At 57.1% G+C, this 15,737-nt stretch carries 17 protein-coding genes; 11 read left to right on the plus strand and 6 right to left on the minus strand.

Features of this window, described 5'->3' with window-relative positions:
• Nucleotides 1-180: 180 nt before the first annotated feature.
• Nucleotides 181-1,539 carry a YihY/virulence factor BrkB family protein gene (locus VEB01_RS03915; protein WP_324873011.1) on the minus strand — a complete coding sequence of 453 codons (1,359 nt, stop codon included), beginning with the start codon at nt 1,537-1,539 and terminating at the stop codon, nt 181-183.
• Between the two features lie 58 nt (nt 1,540-1,597).
• On the opposite strand from VEB01_RS03915, the gene VEB01_RS03920 reads away from it, so the two are divergent.
• The 3 genes from VEB01_RS03920 (at nt 1,598) to VEB01_RS03930 (ending at nt 5,049) form a co-directional block, all read left to right on the plus strand.
• Nucleotides 1,598-2,758 (plus strand): lipocalin-like domain-containing protein, encoded by a 1,161-nt coding sequence (locus tag VEB01_RS03920; RefSeq protein ID WP_324873013.1) that lies wholly within the window; start codon nt 1,598-1,600, stop codon nt 2,756-2,758.
• 33 nt (nt 2,759-2,791) lie between these two features.
• The gene (locus tag VEB01_RS03925) at nt 2,792-4,249 is read left to right on the plus strand and encodes a c-type cytochrome (protein ID WP_324873015.1); all 1,458 of its coding nucleotides are present in this window, start codon (nt 2,792-2,794) and stop codon (nt 4,247-4,249) included.
• 245 nt (nt 4,250-4,494) lie between these two features.
• Nucleotides 4,495-5,049 (plus strand): DUF488 domain-containing protein, encoded by a 555-nt coding sequence (locus tag VEB01_RS03930; protein ID WP_324873017.1) that lies wholly within the window; start codon nt 4,495-4,497, stop codon nt 5,047-5,049.
• A gap of 40 nt (nt 5,050-5,089) precedes the next feature.
• On the opposite strand, the gene VEB01_RS03935 is transcribed toward VEB01_RS03930, so the two are convergent.
• Nucleotides 5,090-5,269 carry a hypothetical protein gene (locus VEB01_RS03935; protein ID WP_324873019.1) on the minus strand — a complete coding sequence of 60 codons (180 nt, stop codon included), beginning with the start codon at nt 5,267-5,269 and terminating at the stop codon, nt 5,090-5,092.
• Nucleotides 5,270-5,353: 84 nt separating this feature from the next.
• On the opposite strand from VEB01_RS03935, the gene VEB01_RS03940 reads away from it, so the two are divergent.
• From VEB01_RS03940 to VEB01_RS03955, 4 genes are all read left to right on the plus strand, one after another.
• Nucleotides 5,354-6,436, plus strand: coding sequence for an isoaspartyl peptidase/L-asparaginase (locus VEB01_RS03940; protein ID WP_324873021.1), 1,083 nt, complete (start codon nt 5,354-5,356; stop codon nt 6,434-6,436).
• A gap of 2 nt (nt 6,437-6,438) precedes the next feature.
• Nucleotides 6,439-7,251, plus strand: a complete 813-nt coding sequence (locus VEB01_RS03945) for a M90 family metallopeptidase (RefSeq protein WP_324873023.1) — start codon at nt 6,439-6,441, stop codon at nt 7,249-7,251.
• Nucleotides 7,252-7,336: 85 nt separating this feature from the next.
• Entirely contained in the window at nt 7,337-7,852 is a 516-nt protein-coding gene (locus tag VEB01_RS03950; protein ID WP_324873024.1) for a WbuC family cupin fold metalloprotein, read from the plus strand.
• Nucleotides 7,853-7,948: 96 nt separating this feature from the next.
• On the plus strand, nt 7,949-8,491 hold the full coding sequence (locus tag VEB01_RS03955) for a cupredoxin domain-containing protein (RefSeq protein WP_324873025.1): 543 nt from the start codon (nt 7,949-7,951) through the stop codon (nt 8,489-8,491).
• Between the two features lie 347 nt (nt 8,492-8,838).
• Here VEB01_RS03955 and VEB01_RS23025 read toward each other — a convergent pair whose 3' ends face one another.
• Nucleotides 8,839-8,922 carry a deoxyribodipyrimidine photo-lyase gene (locus tag VEB01_RS23025; RefSeq protein ID WP_414675404.1) on the minus strand — a complete coding sequence of 28 codons (84 nt, stop codon included), beginning with the start codon at nt 8,920-8,922 and terminating at the stop codon, nt 8,839-8,841.
• 10 nt (nt 8,923-8,932) lie between these two features.
• Entirely contained in the window at nt 8,933-9,304 is a 372-nt protein-coding gene (locus VEB01_RS03960) for a thiol-disulfide oxidoreductase DCC family protein (RefSeq protein ID WP_324873026.1), read from the minus strand.
• Between the two features lie 90 nt (nt 9,305-9,394).
• On the opposite strand from VEB01_RS03960, the gene VEB01_RS03965 reads away from it, so the two are divergent.
• Nucleotides 9,395-9,910 carry an SRPBCC family protein gene (locus VEB01_RS03965; RefSeq protein ID WP_324873028.1) on the plus strand — a complete coding sequence of 172 codons (516 nt, stop codon included), beginning with the start codon at nt 9,395-9,397 and terminating at the stop codon, nt 9,908-9,910.
• Here the strand turns inward: VEB01_RS03965 and ubiG are convergent.
• Entirely contained in the window at nt 9,880-10,620 is a 741-nt protein-coding gene (gene ubiG, locus VEB01_RS03970) for a bifunctional 2-polyprenyl-6-hydroxyphenol methylase/3-demethylubiquinol 3-O-methyltransferase UbiG (protein WP_324873030.1), read from the minus strand. The two genes, VEB01_RS03965 and ubiG, sit on opposite strands and share 31 nt — an antisense overlap.
• 148 nt (nt 10,621-10,768) lie before the next feature.
• On the opposite strand from ubiG, the gene purE reads away from it, so the two are divergent.
• The 3 genes from purE to recQ all read left to right on the plus strand — a co-directional run bounded on the left by purE (nt 10,769) and on the right by recQ (nt 14,702).
• Entirely contained in the window at nt 10,769-11,257 is a 489-nt protein-coding gene (gene purE / locus VEB01_RS03975) for a 5-(carboxyamino)imidazole ribonucleotide mutase (RefSeq protein ID WP_324873032.1), read from the plus strand.
• Between the two features lie 125 nt (nt 11,258-11,382).
• A complete protein-coding gene (locus VEB01_RS03980; protein ID WP_324873034.1) occupies nt 11,383-12,513 on the plus strand; it encodes a 5-(carboxyamino)imidazole ribonucleotide synthase in 1,131 nt (376 codons plus the stop codon).
• 35 nt (nt 12,514-12,548) lie between these two features.
• Nucleotides 12,549-14,702 carry a DNA helicase RecQ gene (gene recQ / locus VEB01_RS03985; RefSeq protein WP_324873036.1) on the plus strand — a complete coding sequence of 718 codons (2,154 nt, stop codon included), beginning with the start codon at nt 12,549-12,551 and terminating at the stop codon, nt 14,700-14,702.
• Nucleotides 14,703-14,854: 152 nt separating this feature from the next.
• On the opposite strand, the gene VEB01_RS03990 is transcribed toward recQ, so the two are convergent.
• The gene (locus VEB01_RS03990; RefSeq protein ID WP_324873037.1) at nt 14,855-15,586 is read right to left on the minus strand and encodes a hypothetical protein; all 732 of its coding nucleotides are present in this window, start codon (nt 15,584-15,586) and stop codon (nt 14,855-14,857) included.
• Nucleotides 15,587-15,737 lie beyond the last annotated feature (151 nt).

Here is a 15,737-nt window from a genome sequence, read left to right on the forward strand (position 1 = left end):
CGCCGATATATACATGTTTTTGAGCCGCCAAAATCGGAAAGAGGATACGCCATTCATTCTCCGTGACTGCTAATCGGTTCGCCATTTCGTAAATGGCGAGCGACATCGCCGGAGAGCTCCCGAAATGTCAACAGAACCTAACCCACGCCACCGCTATACCGTAGCGAAAACGCCCTAGCATTACGAAGAACGAACTTGCCCTGAATCTTCCGGCATCGATGACGGCTGGGCCAGAATGAGATCCCGCAGCGAACAGCGGGCCTCAGGGGTTATCGCGGCGGCATTTTCCAAATCTTCCGCAATTTTCGTCAGTTTCGGCAAGGCGAAAGCGGCATGGGACGAAAGGGTGGCGTCCTCGCGTGTCGTGCGCATGGCCGCCAAAATATCCCAAACGGTGATCCCGGCAATGTCGCGGGCCGGAATAAAACTTTCGTCGCCCTTGCCCGTTTCCACCACCAACTCGCCGGCCTGCAGTACGCTCAGGCTGTCTTTCACCGTTTCCCACGGGATTGACAAGCGTTCGGCCAACTCGTCGATGGTCCAGGGCTTACCGGCATGGACGAAACGCTCACCGACCAAGTACATCACGGCGAGCCCGAGCCTCTCTTTCAAACGGTTGCTGAGCTGAATAAACCGGCTCTTTCCCCGCACGTAGTGGGGATGTTGGAAATACAGGGCAGCTTGCCCGCCAACCAAGAGGATGAGCCAACTGAGATCGAGCCAGATCATGAACAAAATGACGATAACCAAGCTCGAATAAATGGCGTGATAGCTGGTCGAACCGGCCACGAATTTGGCGAACAGCAAGCCGGCGAACTTCCACAGCAATCCCCCCACGGTACCGCCGAATAGCGCAGCCCGCCATTGAACCCGCGTATTCGGGATGTAAATGTATACGAACGCAAACGCCACGATGATCATCAAATAAGGAAGCAGCTTGCCGCCCAGGTAGAACAGGGTACCGAAAGGCTCTTGGGCGATCAGTCGCCGAACTACGCCCGCATGGGACATGGAGGCCGTGAGCCCGATGGCGGAAAAAATCAGTACCGGGCCGAGCAAGATGACACTGAGGTAATCGCTCGCGCGCCGGGCTAGGCTTCGGGCCTGGCTCACCCGCCAGATATGGTTGAATGCCGCTTCTATTTTTTCCAACATGGAAATAATGGTGTAAATGAGCACCACCAAGCCGACGAAGCCGAGCACGCCCACGTTCACCTTCGTAACGAAGCCGAGAATGGCCTTCGTCAAATCGTCGGCTTTGTCGCCCAGCGGCGCGAGCATTTGCAGCAGAAACGGTTCCAGCTGATTGTTGACGCCGAAAGTTTTCAGGAGCGAAAAGCTCAGGGCGAGACCCGGCACGATGGCCAGCAGCGTGGTGTAGGCGAGACTCGTAGCGCGGTAGTCCAGCCCTTCGTTGCGAACGGCCCCAGCCAGCGCTCTAACCCAGGCCGATACCAAAGCCGCCAAGGCGCGGAGGCGGTCCAAGGAATCGAATTTTTGCCGCACGCGCTTGATGGGGTTGGAGAGCTTGATTTCCATGCTAAAGACGATATTTGTTGAGCATTAGACAGTTTGAAGCAACCGGGAATAAATTGGTATGGCAAATGTCCGCGGCGATATTGTGGTTCGGATAGCCGCCGCTCTACTCGCGGTAATTCTGTCCCTCATGCCGTCGTCGACGCTCCGACAGCCTTCGGAGCACGGTTCGCCCGGCGATGTCATGCCTTTTGTGTCTTTCTCGAAGACCCTGCAAAAAATCGCGGCAACTTTTCCGGGCGACAGCTCCAATCGGCCTCTGTCTTTTCCTTTCGATCACGGCGTCCATCGGGACGCACCCATGGAAATTTGGGAATTCACCGGGCAAATGAATGCCCCGGACGGTTACCGGTATGGCTTTCAGCTGAGCCTTACGCGACTCGGTCTTCAGCCCGATGACCCCGAAAGGGTATCGGCTTGGGCTACGCGTGACGTGTACCGGGGGCTGTTTACATTTCTCTATGCAAGTAACGGCCAATATCGGGCGTTCGAGCGTTTTGCGAGAGCGGCGCTGAACATGAGCGGATACGATCCCGCGTCCGGTCTCGTCTGGCTCGATAACTGGAAAATGCAGGTACCATCCGGAGAAAGCCCATCTTTCGCCTTGCAAGCGGAGGCCGAAGAGACGCGACTCGATCTTCGATTGGAACCTCAAAAGGCCGTCGTCGTTCCGTCGGCAGAGAGCTTCCCGGCCGCTGCCGGCGGACGCCTTCGTGCGTATGTTCTGAGCCGTCTGGCGGTTTCCGGCACGGTTCAGTTTGGCGGGCACCGCCGCAGCGTGACCGGGCACGCTTGGCTCAACCGCAGTTGGGGGAAAATAGCCCCGCCGGGTGGACAGGTAGCCTTGAATCGCTATCAACTGCAGCTCGACGATGGACGTGAGCTTCTGATTTTCCAATTAAGGCGCAAGGATGGAAGCTCGTCGCCGCTTTCGAGCGGGCTCTTGATCGAGGCCGATGGCCGCGCTCTGCCGATTTCCCGAAACGAAATCTGGCTCGAACCCGGCGATTATTGGTCGAGTGACGCCGGAACACGTTACCCGGTAAGCTGGATCGTGAAGCTGCCGGGCATCTCGAACGAACTGCGCTTGTCCCCTCTAGTCGAAAATCAAGAAGCCGTCCGGTCCGTTCGCTCCTGGTCCGGCTCGGTCTCGGTCTCCGGAACCGGTCCACGCGGTGAACCGCTTTCCGGACAGGGTTTCATCGAATTGACCGGCTATTGATGGCTCGATACCGGGGATAAGGATCATCAAAACGTGCAATTTACACCTGCTCTTGAGTCGAATATGCGGCACGGCAACTCATTGATTACTTTGTGCTTGATGGTGGTCTTGGCTATTTTGCTGGCGGCCTGCGAATCAAGAGAGCAAACCGATGCCGTCAGCTATTCGCCCGTCGGCCCCGTTCCCGCCGCTCCGCAACGCCCCGGCGATCCGCGGAAAGGTTATGAGGCATTGCTCAATGCACCTTACATTACCTGCGGCATACCCGATTCTGCCTACAAGCAGACGGCCTCCCCGCCGCGTGCCAGTAGCTTGATTCCGGGAAGATCCGGCCGGAATGCCGAGCTGCCCTACGCCTTGACCGCGTACACGACGCCTCAAGGCGTGGAACTCGTGGTAAACAATTGCCTATCCTGCCATGCCGGGTTTTTCGACGGAAAGCTTGTCATCGGCCTCGGCAACGAAAATCTCGATTTTACGGAGGACTATGCGGCTGCCGCGGAGAGCGCCGGAGCTTACGTGGAGGACGAGGCCGAAGCCGCGGAATGGCGGCGTTGGGCCGACCGGATACGCGCCATGGCGCCACACATGATTACCGACACGGTTGGTGCGAATCCGGCCATCAACACCACGCTCGTGCTCATGGCGCATCGCGACCCCAAGACTCTGGCGTGGTCGCAAGAACCGCTGATCGAGCTCCCGTCGAAAACGGTGGCGCCGGTGAGCGTTCCGCCCTGGTGGCGCATGGCGAAGAAAAATGCTTTGTTCTACAACACCGAGGGACGGGGCGATCTCGCTCGCGCCATGATGGTGGGCGCCATACTCTGCGCAGACGACGTAAACACAGTGAAAAGAATCGATGCCTATGCGCCGGACATCCACGCTTACCTGGCGTCGATCAAGCCGCCCCCATGGCCGTTTCGTCTGGACCCGAAGCTTGCCGAGCAAGGGCGCGCCGTGTTCGAGCGGACTTGCTCCGGCTGCCACGGCACCTACGGCGAGCATCCGAGCTATCCCAATCTGGTACTAGGTTTAAACGAAATCGGCACCGACCCTGTTTTAGCCCAAAACGCCGCCGGCGGCGCGTCGGATCGGTTCATTCGTTGGTTCAACCGATCCTATTACGGCGAGCTGGCCCGCGCCGCGCCGGCGCCAGGTTATATCGCCCCTCCCCTGGACGGAATTTGGATAACCGCCCCTTATCTTCACAACGGTTCCGTTCCCACCGTCGAGGCCTTGCTCGATAGTTCCAAACGATCGAAATATTGGACGCGATCCTACGAGTCATCCGCAGCCGATTACGATCCGGTTGGCCTGGGATGGCGCTACACCGGACTGGCACAAGGGAAAGCAGGCGCGAGTGATTCGAAGGCGCGGAAGAAAATCTACGACACTACCCTGCCCGGCCACTCTAATGCAGGGCACGTTTTCGGCGACAGCTTGAACGCAGAGGAGCGGAAGGCCGTGCTCGAATACTTGAAGACACTGTAGCAACCGGGAACGCCGTCACATTGAGATCGCCGAAGTTGCAAAACACGTTATCGGCCGCCCTTTTGCCTCATCGGAAGCTCGGAATGCTTCTGATTGTTTTTTCAGTCCAAGGAGTGCATTAAATAAGAATTCAAACGATCGCAAGAAGGATTGGCGAATCTCGATACCGAACCAAGCTATCGGCGCGCGGGATGTCAACCGGGAAAAATATGGAAAGACAATCGCGAAAAAAAGGAAGTGAAACTATGAAGATCTATTCCATCGGCCACAGCAACAGAAGCTCCGGCGAACTGGTCGAAATGCTCAAGGCACATGGTATCGGGTGCCTGGTCGACATACGCAGCAAGCCCGACTCCGCGCGTTTTGCGCAATTCAACCGCTCCACGCTGGAATGGGCATTAATCCAGGCCGGCATCCAATATCGATGGGAAGGCGAAAGCCTGGGCGGACGCCGAACGGCGACACCGGACGACTCGAAACATAAGGTGTTGGCCTCGGAATTCAGAGCTTACGCTGCCTACATGGAGACACCGCATTTCCGCGAAGCCGTGGAACAGATCCTGAGACAAGCACGAAGCTGCCGAACCGCGCTCATGTGCGCCGAGAAAGATCCGTCGCGCTGTCACCGTTTCCTGATTTCGGATTACCTGACGGTGCGCGGACACAGTGTCGAACATCTCATCGTGCCGAACGAGAGCTGCCGGCACGACCTACATTCGGCCGCACGAATTGTCGGTTCGAGATTGGTTTATGACCGAGCGCTGGAAAACCTGGAGTTATTTGCACGGGATGCTAATTGAGCATACCTGGGGGCTGACGCCGACGAGTGGACGGGTACTTTTATCCGCCTCGTCCTATCTGTTGTCGGAGATGTTCAAAATAGCGCCGGAAGAACGAGATCGCGGCATACACCAGCACCGCGAAGAATATCCACTCCTGGAGCGACACGCCGGTCGGATCGTCGTCGAACACGACGATGCCGATGAAGGCGACCAAAGAAAGGGCAAAATAGTTGTACATCGAACGCACCTCGCTGAACTGGTGAAACTGCAGTGAATTTATTATCGGGACCGAAGATGCATCGCCGCATCGAGAGTCACAAGTTTGTACTACTCCAATGCCCGTCTTTTCTGCCACGAGAAAAAAACGTATACCGTCAACCCGGTCACGGATCAAGCGGCCCAGCCTGTGCCCACACTTTTTGGACAGTTCGCCCGCCGGTTTATTCCCTTGCGGGATTGCACCGAAAAATACGAACGCGACCGCTTTAATTTAAACGACACAGTGAACCCGATGGAGAAGATGTTCTCTGAGAGTGCCCGCCCCCCGATCCTCCTGATCCACGGCGGCGCCGGCTCCCTCGAAACCGATCCCGAATTGAGAGAGAAACGCCGGGCTTATGTCACGGATTTAGTGGAATGGGCGTGGCCCGAGATTTGCCGAGGGCAGTCCGCCGTTGACGCGGTGACGGAGATCGTCAAACGGCTGGAGAAATCGGCCCTGTTCAACGCGGGTTATGGCTCGGCCTTGCAAAGCGACGGACTGGCGCGGCTCTCCGCCTCCCTGATGGACGGCGAGCGCCTGAAATTCTCCGGCGTCATGCTCGCGACCCACATGATCCACCCCATCGAGCTTGCCCGGGCGCTCCAAAGCCGAACCGAATCGGTGCTTGGCCCCTTGGGGGCCCAGCTTCTCGCCCGCGAACTGGGGATGGCTCCACAAAATCCGGTTCCGCCGGAACGGGCGCGGCGCTGGGCCGAATACCTGGAACAACAAACCGGGACGTCGAGCGGCACCGGTACGGTAGGCGCCGTCGTCTTGGACAAACTGGGCCGTCTGGCGGCCGCCACGTCTACCGGCGGCGGCCGGTTCAACTTTCCCGAACGGGTATCCGATTCGGCGACGGTCGCGGGCAATTATGCCTCCGGTCATGCCGCCGTCAGTTGCACCGGCGTCGGCGAACAAATCGTCGACGACGGTGTCGCGGTACGTTTGGAAACCCGCGTGCGGGATGGCCGCAGCATCGTGGAAGCTTCGGAGTTGACCTACCGGGAAGCCGTCAATCGAAACCGTGAATACGGTTGGATCGCCGTCGACCGCAACGCCGCGTGGAGCATGTGCCGGACTACCGAAGCCATGCTGTGCGCCGCGATGAGCGGCGACCGCCAGGGCCCGGTATTGGGTTGACCATGCTCTCTCCCCTTCGCCTACTCCGTCGGCGGCGTCGCAGGAAACTTCTTCAGCGCGGACTGATACCCGAATCGACCTGGCTTTCGTCGCTCGCGGATTTGCCGATTTTTAAGTATCTGAGCACCGGCGAGCGGGAGCGCCTGCGCCAATTGTCCACCTTTTTTGTGCACGAAAAGATCTTCGAGCCGGCCGGCGGGATGAGGTTGGACGACCGGGTGCGCACCCGAATCGCCGCGCTGGCTTGTCTCCCGATTCTTAACCTGGACTTCGACTGGTACGAAGGCTGGCGCACGGTGGTCGTGTATCCCGGCGGATTCATACGGCCTCGCTCGGCGTTCGACGACATCGGCGTCATGCACGAATGGGAAGACCTAGTGACTGGCGAATCCTGGGAGCGCGGGCCGGTCATACTGTCCTGGGCGGACGTCCGGGGTTCCGGGCATTGTGAGGGCTACAACGTCGTCATCCATGAAATGGCCCACAAGCTGGACATGCTCAATGGAACAGCCGACGGTTTTCCTATCTTGCATCGCGGGATGGACCGGCAGGTCTGGACCGACGTTTTCACGGCCGCGTTTACCGATTTCAACGCTCGCGTGGACCAGGCGGAGGACACTCTCATAGACCCCTATGCCGCCGAGGGGCCGGGCGAATTTTTCGCGGTGCTCAGCGAATATTTTTTCGAAGTGCCAGGCTTGGTGCGCAAGGAATATCCGGCGGTCTACGATCTCCTTGCGCAATTCTACGGACAGGACCCGGCTGTTAGGTTTCCTTCATCATTGCCGACACTCGAACAGAAATGTCAGACTTGAGACGCACAAACACCCGGCGAATTCCGGCAAGCCAAACTGAACTCACTTCGCAAAGCGCTTGCCGGCGCCGCATCAGGAGACGACCATGGACGATTTGAAAACAATCAGCGACAGACAGCTCCTCCGCTTGAGCAGCGAGGCCGCGGCCTCTCCCAGGCTCCGGAAAAATCTAAACATTCACCGCGTCCCGGATGACCCGATCCAACGCCTGTTCAATGCCGTGGAGCCGGGCACTTACGTCCGCCCTCACCGGCATGCGCGTCCGGAGGGATGGGAGTTAATGCTGGCGGTGCGCGGCGCTTTTTCCATCATTACCTTCGACGAGAACGGAACCGTCTTGGAGCGAATCGACCTGAGTGCATCGGGAGGCGACATGGCGGTAGAAATTCCACCGTACACGTGGCACGCCGTGGTGGCTCTGGCGCCTGAAACGGTAATATTCGAGGTCAAACTGGGCCCCTACCGGCCCGTCGAGGACAAAGACTTTGCCGCATGGGCTCCGGAGGAAGGCGAGCCGGAAACGGAGCGGTTTGTAGCCTGGTACGAAGTTGCCAAACCCGGCGATCGTCCACCGTTTCCAAGTACCGGAAAAGTGAAATAAGGATGCTGGACATGAATGGTCCGATACTGGTAAACAGAATCCATTTTAGGAAATTCCCGGCACCCTAATTTTGGGGCTTCATATCCGGAAATGTTTTTGAATTCTTTCGACAAGGAAGATACCGTGAAGTCAGGTTCGATCTATCCCGTGGCCGCCCTCGCTTTAGTCATGTCTGCCGTCACCGTGCAGGCGCAGAATCCCGAATCGCCGACTTCGTCGGGTTCAAGAAATCAAGCTCATCCCGAGGCTCATTTCGGTCATGGGACATCTGCTGCCGGTCAAACCGGCAAACCCGACGAAGTAACGCGCACGGTCGAAATCAAAACGCTCGACAGCATGAAATACGAACCCTCGTCGTTTACGGTAAACCGCGGAGAAACGGTACGCTTGGTCGTTTTCAACCCCGGCCGATTGACGCATGAGGCGGTCATCGGCACTGCTGCGGAACAGCAGACTCACGCCGCGGAGATGATAACAAATCCCGGCATGGCCCATGACGGGCCAAGCTACGTAACCGTGGAACCCGGTGAAACGAAGGAGCTGGTTTGGCGATTCGATCAGTCCGGGCAATTCGAGATCGGCTGCCATATTCCCGGACATTACCCGACAGGGATGGTCGCGGAAATTACCGTTCGCTGAAGTCGGACAAACGCAACGGCGTCGCCCGAAAGGCCAAGCGTCGCAACGCGTTCACTCCGTTCCGCTATGAAAATGGGTTTCCGTTTTGCGGGAAGCATCCGCGATCCGCCCAAATGCGTCCAACGCTCGCTTACGGCTGAGCTTCAAGTCAACGATGTGATCGATCAGTGCCTGAAGACTCCGCAGAATCAGCCCGCGTCGGATGACACGGCGCGAACCGAGCCTATGTAGCGAAGCGTCCAGTGCCGCGCGGGCTATGGTGCAACCACCACCGGCTGGCGCGGCCGATAGGCCATCCGCAACCCTCATCGGGAGCGTCGATGAAGACAGGGATGACCTGCTCGGCTCTATCTAACTAATGCCTCATGGAGCGCAGGGTTATCCGCCAGGCGGAGATCCCGGCGAAACCAAACGATGGCGGTACTCCTCACTGGCGCAATCTCAATGGCAGATTCCCTCCCCGCAACGGCGCTTGAAATGCCAACGCGCAAAGCGGTCGTAGCCCCATTGGAGAAACGGAATCAGATGGAGCGCCCGAAAAAGTTTCGCCAACCAGCGGTAACGCGGGAACTCGTCCCACAAAACCAGGAATCCGCGCACGCCTTTGTGCATTTCGCCGGACCGGTCGACGACATGAAACACCGCCATCGCCTCCGATTGCGTTACGCCATAAGCTTCGAGCCCGGCTCCCGGCTGGGTAATATCGACCCAACGGATGCGCTGCGCGCGGTCGATTCGTCGATAATGGGCGATTTCCCGGCTGCACATTGGGCAGCCACCGTCATAGAGAACCGTGAGATGTGAATCATTCATGTTGTAAGGTTCACCGGATTCGGGGAGTGGCTTTCGCGCCGGGGGTTAACAACAATTCGACAAATAGCCAATAACGGTAACTCAAACGAGATGAAAGTGTACCGCCTGAACCGCAAGCAAAAACTCCCCATCAGCCTGCAGGAAGCTTGGCCGTTCTTCTCGACGCCCCGGAATCTGGAAAGCATCACGCCGGCCTTTCTCAAGTTTCGGATTACTTCAAGCGTACCGAACGATATCCATTCCGGCCTGATCATCAGTTATCGCATTGCCGCGGTGGCAGGAATTCCCATGACTTGGGTAACCGAAATCAAGCACGTCGACGCCCCGTATCGGTTTGTCGATGAGCAGCGCGTCGGCCCTTTTCGCTTCTGGTATCACGAGCACTGTTTCCGGGAAACGGATGGCGGGATCGAAATGGAGGATACGGTGTACTATGCGATGCCCTTCGGCTGGATAGGGCGGCTCGTGCATGCCCTGTTCATCCGTGCGCGCTTAGAAGCGATCTTCGATTTTCGCCGGATATATCTGGACCGACATTGGCGCAAGCGCATGGAGCGGGTCGAGAATTGCGCCGATCAGCCCGATTTCTCGGCGACCAGCATGTAGTTGACGCCCATACCGGAGCTTAGCCGGAATTGCCGGGTGAAGGGGTTAACTTTGACGCCGGTGCGGTCGAAAACACGCAGGCCGCCGTCCCGCAGCAGGTCTTCCAGTTCGTTCGGCCTAGGGAACTTGCGCCAACGATGGGTCCCCTTGGGAAGCCAGCGCAGCACGTATTCGGCGCCCACAATCGCGGCGAGGAAGGACATCGCCGTGCGATTGATCGTGCCGATGACCGTGAGCCCCCTCGGCCTCACCAGTTCACCACAAGCCTTCATGAACAGCGGCAGATCGGCCACATGCTCGACGACTTCGAGGTTCAAGACGGCATCGTAGGATTCGCCCCGTTCGATCAAAGCTTCGGCGGTTCCGCATTCATAACGGATTTTCAAGTCGCTTTCTTCCGCATGGCGCTGTGCGGCGCGGATATTCTTCTCCACCATATCAACGCCATGTATCTCCGCGCCAAGCCTCGCCATCGCTTCGCTCAATAGCCCTCCGCCGCAACCGATGTCCAGGATGCGAATCGCCCGAAGAGGCTCGGCTTGATTTGCGCTGCGGCCGAATCGCGACAGCAAATGGTCGGAAATATACCCGACCCGCAATTGATTAAGGCGATGCAAGGGCCAGAATGGACCGTCAGAGTCCCACCAGGCATGGGCCAATCGGTCGAAATGCGCGGCCTCGGCAGGATCGATTGAAGTCTTTGCGCTCAATTTTGATATTTCCACGAAATTTAGCGGCGGCGATTCCGACGATTGGGATAATGGTGCCCGGTTAAAAAGCGGCGATCTGTCCGTCTTAGCGTACGAGAAGGAATCGGGATAAAATCTTTAGTTTTTGATTGTATAGAGCGGATATCCAATGGTTCACGTCGGCATCGTCATGGGTAGCAACAGCGACTGGGAGATCATGCAGCATGCCGCCCGTCAGCTGAAAGATTTTAATATCCCGTTCGAAACAAAAGTGGTTTCCGCTCATCGGACACCGGATTTATTGTTCCAGTACGCCGAAACAGCGGCCGAGCGCGGCCTCAAATGCATCATCGCCGGCGCGGGCGGCGCGGCGCATTTGCCCGGTATGATGGCGGCAAAAACCATCTTGCCTGTGCTGGGTGTTCCCGTACCCACAAAATACATGAAGGGCCAAGACTCCCTGTACTCCATCGTCCAGATGCCGAAGGGCGTGCCGGTTGCGACTTTCGCCATCGGCGAAGCGGGCGCTGTGAATGCCGGTTTATTCGCGGTCGCACTGCTCGCCGCCCACGATTCGGACTTGGCCGCTAAACTCCGGGATTTTCGTCTTCGGCAGACGGAAACCGTCTTGGCGCTGACGCTGCCGGAAATCGAGTGATATAAGCGCCCGCAGCGAACCGTTAATTTTCCGAGAAAAGCTATTCCTGGGCTAACCGAGAACAAACACGGTTGGCCGATGTATATCGCCCTGCTCCTGTAAATCCCTCATTAACCATATCGACGATGAAACATATTCTACCGAATGCCATGCTCGGCATCCTGGGGGGCGGCCAATTGGGCCGCATGTTCACCATGGCGGCGCGAGCCATAGGCTATCGAGTTACCGTGCTGGACCCCGATACCGACAGTCCGGCCGGCGGATTGGCCGATGCGCACATCCGGGCCGCCTACGATGACCGGGCGGCGCTCGACCGGTTGGCGGAGACCTGCGCCGCGGTCACCACGGAATTCGAGAATATCCCGGCCGATAGCCTCAACTACTTGGCGCAGCGCGTACGCGTAAGCCCCTCGGCTGAATGTGTTTCGATCGCGCAGGACCGTATCGTAGAGAAGCGTTACATTTCCGGTGCCGGACTTCAGGTGGCCCCGTTTCTTGCCATAGAGCGCGCCGCAGACCTCGATCAAAACCTGGAGGGGTATTTGCCCGGAATTCTGAAGCTGGCGCGGCTAGGATACGACGGCAAAGGGCAAATTCGGGTGAAAACGGCTGAAGAAGCAAGATCCGCATTTGCCGAACTGGGCGGGAAGTCTTGCGTGTTGGAGCGGCAACTGAATCTCAAGACCGAGATTTCGGTCATCATCGCGCGTTCTTCGCCGACCGAAGTGAGGTGTTTTCCCGTGGCGGAAAACCAGCACGAATCGGGAATTCTCGATGTCAGCATCGTGCCGGCCCGGGTAACGCAGGCCATTGCGGCGCGCGCGCAGGAGATGGCTCTCCGGCTCGCTCAAGCGATGGATTACATCGGCGTATTGGCCGTGGAATTCTTCGTCCTGGACAACGGCGATCTGGTCATCAACGAAATCGCGCCGCGTCCTCACAACAGCGGCCATTACACCCTGGATGCCTGCGCCGCCAGCCAGTTCGAGCAGCAAGTTCGGACTTTGTGCGGATTGCCGCCCGCGGATACTCGCTTGTTGAGCCCGGTGGTGATGGTCAACCTCTTGGGCGATATCTGGCGGGACGACGAACCGGCTTGGGACAAGCTTTTGAGCCAGCCCAACGTCAAGCTTCATCTTTACGGCAAAAAGACGGCCCGCATCGGCCGCAAGATGGGACATTTCAACGTGCTGGCCGAAGACGTCGAAGCCGCTCTGTCCCAATCGCTGGAACTGAAACAGATGCTGCATTCTTAGCCGAATAGACGGTGCTTACGGCAGCGGAACGGTTCATGCCGAAAGACCCCCTTCAGGTTTTGCGGAGTGTCTTCGGCTATGACCGATTTCGCGGCCAGCAGCGCGCCGTCATCGATCACCTGACGGCCGGAGGCGACGCGCTGGTGCTCATGCCCACCGGCGGCGGCAAGTCGCTCTGCTATCAAATCCCCGCCCTGATCCGTCCGGGCACGGGCATCGTCGTCTCGCCCCTGATCGCCCTGATGCAGGATCAGGTCGAAACCCTGCTTCAACTGGGTGTTCGAGCCGCATTTCTGAACTCTACCCTACCCTATGAAATCCAGCGCCAGGTCGAGCAGACATTTCTAAACGGCCAACTGGACCTGCTCTACGTTGCGCCCGAACGCCTCTTGACCGAGCGCGTGCAGGCGCTCATTGGGCGGGCTGAAGTCAGCCTTTTCGCCATAGACGAAGTGCATTGCGTGTCGCAATGGGGGCATGATTTCCGCGCGGATTATTGGCAGCTGTCTTTGCTGCACGAACGTTTTCCCCATATTCCCCGAGTCGGGCTGACAGCCACCGCCGACGAGCGAACCCGGCACGAGATCGTCGAGCGCCTCGGTCTGCAGGATGCCAAGGTCTTTTGCAGCGGTTTCGATCGGCCGAACATACGCTATAGGATATCGCCCAAGCAGGACGCGCGCCGGCAACTGGTTCAGTTTCTCCGAAACGAACATCCCGGAGACGCTGGAATCGTTTACTGCCTGTCGCGAAAAAAAGTGGAATCGACCGCGGAATGGCTCCGCACCCAAGGGTTTTCCGCTCTGCCCTACCATGCCGGTCTTTCCGCCGAGAAACGCCAGAAAAACCAGCGGCGATTCCTGATGGAGGAAGGCGTTATCGTCGTGGCGACGATCGCCTTCGGCATGGGCATCGACAAACCCAACGTCCGCTTCGTCGCGCACCTCGACTTGCCCAAGAGCCTCGAAGCTTATTATCAGGAGACCGGGCGCGCGGGACGCGACGGCTTATCGGCCAATGCCTGGATGGTCTACGGCCTGCAGGACGTGATTACCCTGCGGCAGATGGTGGAAGGCTCCCAAGCCGATGAATTGCATAAGCGGGTCGAGCGCCACAAACTCGATTCGATGCTCGGCTTCTGCGAGTTGACCGGTTGCCGGAGACAGGCTTTGCTTCGTTATTTCGGCGAAATCGCCGACAAACCCTGCGGCAACTGCGACAACTGCCTCAACCCGCCGGACACCTGGGACGGCACCGACGCCGCCCGCAAGGCGCTGTCCTGCGTCTACCGTACCGGCCAGCGCTTCGGCGCTCACCACATCATCGACGTATTACGCGGCAAGCTCAACGAGAGAATACCGCGCCTGGGCCATGATCGGCTCAGCACCTTCGGCATCGGTCAAAGTATGGACGAGAAGCAGTGGCTCTCGGTATTCCGCCAGATCATCGCCCAAGGCTATTTGACGGTGGATTGGGAGGCCCACGGCGCACTGCGCCTGACCGAAGAATGCCGGCCGGTGCTGCGTGGCGACGTCGCAATCCGGTTAAGGCGGGATAGTTACAAGGAGGTTTCGAGCGGGCGCCGCCAGACCGTCGCGCGCTTTTCCAACCCGGCCGACGAACGCCTTTGGCAGGCATTACGCACCTTACGGCGCACGCTCGCCGAGCAACAGGACGTGCCCGCTTACGTGATTTTTCAAGACGCCGTTCTGATGGAAATGGTCCAATCGAGACCCGCAAACCGAACCGAACTGAGCCGGCTGGCGGGCATCGGCGAGCGCAAGCTGGAGCTTTATGGCGACGAATTTCTGTCGGTCATTCTGGAACACGGAAGCAGCGACGGTTCGGCCTCGACCGCCAGTACGACGGCGGATGAAAGCCTGGCGCTATTCCGGCTCGGCATGAATGCCGAACAGATCGCTTATCAGCGTGGGTTGACGGTCTCCACCGTCTATGGCCATCTGGCCCGGGCGATTGAAAGCGGGGTCGTTGAACTCAGCGAAGTGGTGGGCTTAAGCGATTCGGAGGTGGGAGCAATAGAAGCGGTTTGGCAGACTCTGCCGGAAGATCAACGGCGCGCACTCAAGCCGCTGTACCAGGCCCTGGACGGCAAATACAGCTATGAAGTGCTCCGTTGCGTGCGCGCCTATTACGACAGGCGGCGGAATTCATCGGGCTCTGGAGCTTAGAGTGTGTGTGAAAAGCTGTTGTGCGGACCGCTCGCAACGCTTTTCACATATTATTTTTAGGTCGTGTAGGGCGCATTAGCTTTAGCGTAATGCGCCGAACGGAACGCCCCATGCGGCGGAATACGCGGGTAAGCTATTGCGCCCTACGCAGGCTAATTAGAATATTTCTTAAGATCATAAGCGCACAAAAGCTTCCTGTAAGGTGTATCCGATTTATTTTCAAACGACTTCAAATAGGCTTCGGTGTCAGCTAGCGATATTTTTCCATTCATCAATGACCATAGAATTGCATTATTTTTATTGCTTGCGGTAATAGACTCATCTCCAAGTATGTCATCAATCGTTGATTTATCTGTTTTGCAAGACTCACTAATCGAATTAAGTGCTGACTGCACCTTTTCCATTTGCTGCTGCTTAAGCCTTTCAACTTGCTCTATTTCGCTTGTTATTGAGCTAAATCCAAATACAGGAAAATATTGCTGACCTTGAATAGTGTACTTATTTATCAAAGCAAGAAGCTGAGAATTAGACTCATCAATAATACTAAAATAATTAGCCATCATCTCGGCAGACGTATGATATTGATAGCTAATAGTCTTATGCGAGCCAATAGCGATTATTCTGTCACCATTATTCAAAGAGTCGAGATCTTCGGTGATGTTTACTTTTATATCTCCGCCAGCATATATCTCTTTGACAATACTTTGAACCTTCCTTACATCCATCGCAGATATAGGCAATGTAAGCTCAGCTATTGATCTATATATTGACGAGAAGTCGTCAGTTTTAATTTTATTAATTCTAATAGTTGAGAATCCCTCCAAATCTATATCGTGCTCAGAAATTTCTTGTGAGATCGAGTCTTCTTCATACTCAATCAACAAGAAATTATCTCTTATAGGACTTACGCAAAAACTGGGATTGGGAGGGCACTTGTTGGAGCGGAGCGCGTCAGAGCGGGATGGAAAAGAAGCCCATCACACGTCTGGATTACTGCCAATACTTGCTGGTGACCCAGATCAACTATACGTTGAC

The organism is Methylocaldum sp. (assembly GCF_035627495.1).
Lineage (GTDB): Bacteria > Pseudomonadota > Gammaproteobacteria > Methylococcales > Methylococcaceae > Methylocaldum.

Bases quoted from the DNA above. Each gene is read 5' to 3' on its own strand.
- VEB01_RS03915 (WP_324873011.1), bottom strand. From the start codon at position 1,539: ATGGAAATCAAGCTCTCCAACCCCATCAAGCGCGTGCGGCAAAAATTC.
- VEB01_RS03920 (WP_324873013.1), top strand. From the start codon at position 1,598: ATGGCAAATGTCCGCGGCGATATTGTGGTTCGGATAGCCGCCGCTCTA.
- VEB01_RS03930 (WP_324873017.1), top strand. From the start codon at position 4,495: ATGAAGATCTATTCCATCGGCCACAGCAACAGAAGCTCCGGCGAACTG.
- VEB01_RS03935 (WP_324873019.1), bottom strand. From the start codon at position 5,269: ATGTACAACTATTTTGCCCTTTCTTTGGTCGCCTTCATCGGCATCGTC.
- VEB01_RS03945 (WP_324873023.1), top strand. From the start codon at position 6,439: ATGCTCTCTCCCCTTCGCCTACTCCGTCGGCGGCGTCGCAGGAAACTT.
- VEB01_RS03950 (WP_324873024.1), top strand. From the start codon at position 7,337: ATGGACGATTTGAAAACAATCAGCGACAGACAGCTCCTCCGCTTGAGC.
- VEB01_RS03960 (WP_324873026.1), bottom strand. From the start codon at position 9,304: ATGAATGATTCACATCTCACGGTTCTCTATGACGGTGGCTGCCCAATG.
- VEB01_RS03965 (WP_324873028.1), top strand. From the start codon at position 9,395: ATGAAAGTGTACCGCCTGAACCGCAAGCAAAAACTCCCCATCAGCCTG.
- purE (WP_324873032.1), top strand. From the start codon at position 10,769: ATGGTTCACGTCGGCATCGTCATGGGTAGCAACAGCGACTGGGAGATC.
- VEB01_RS03980 (WP_324873034.1), top strand. From the start codon at position 11,383: ATGAAACATATTCTACCGAATGCCATGCTCGGCATCCTGGGGGGCGGC.
- recQ (WP_324873036.1), top strand. From the start codon at position 12,549: ATGCCGAAAGACCCCCTTCAGGTTTTGCGGAGTGTCTTCGGCTATGAC.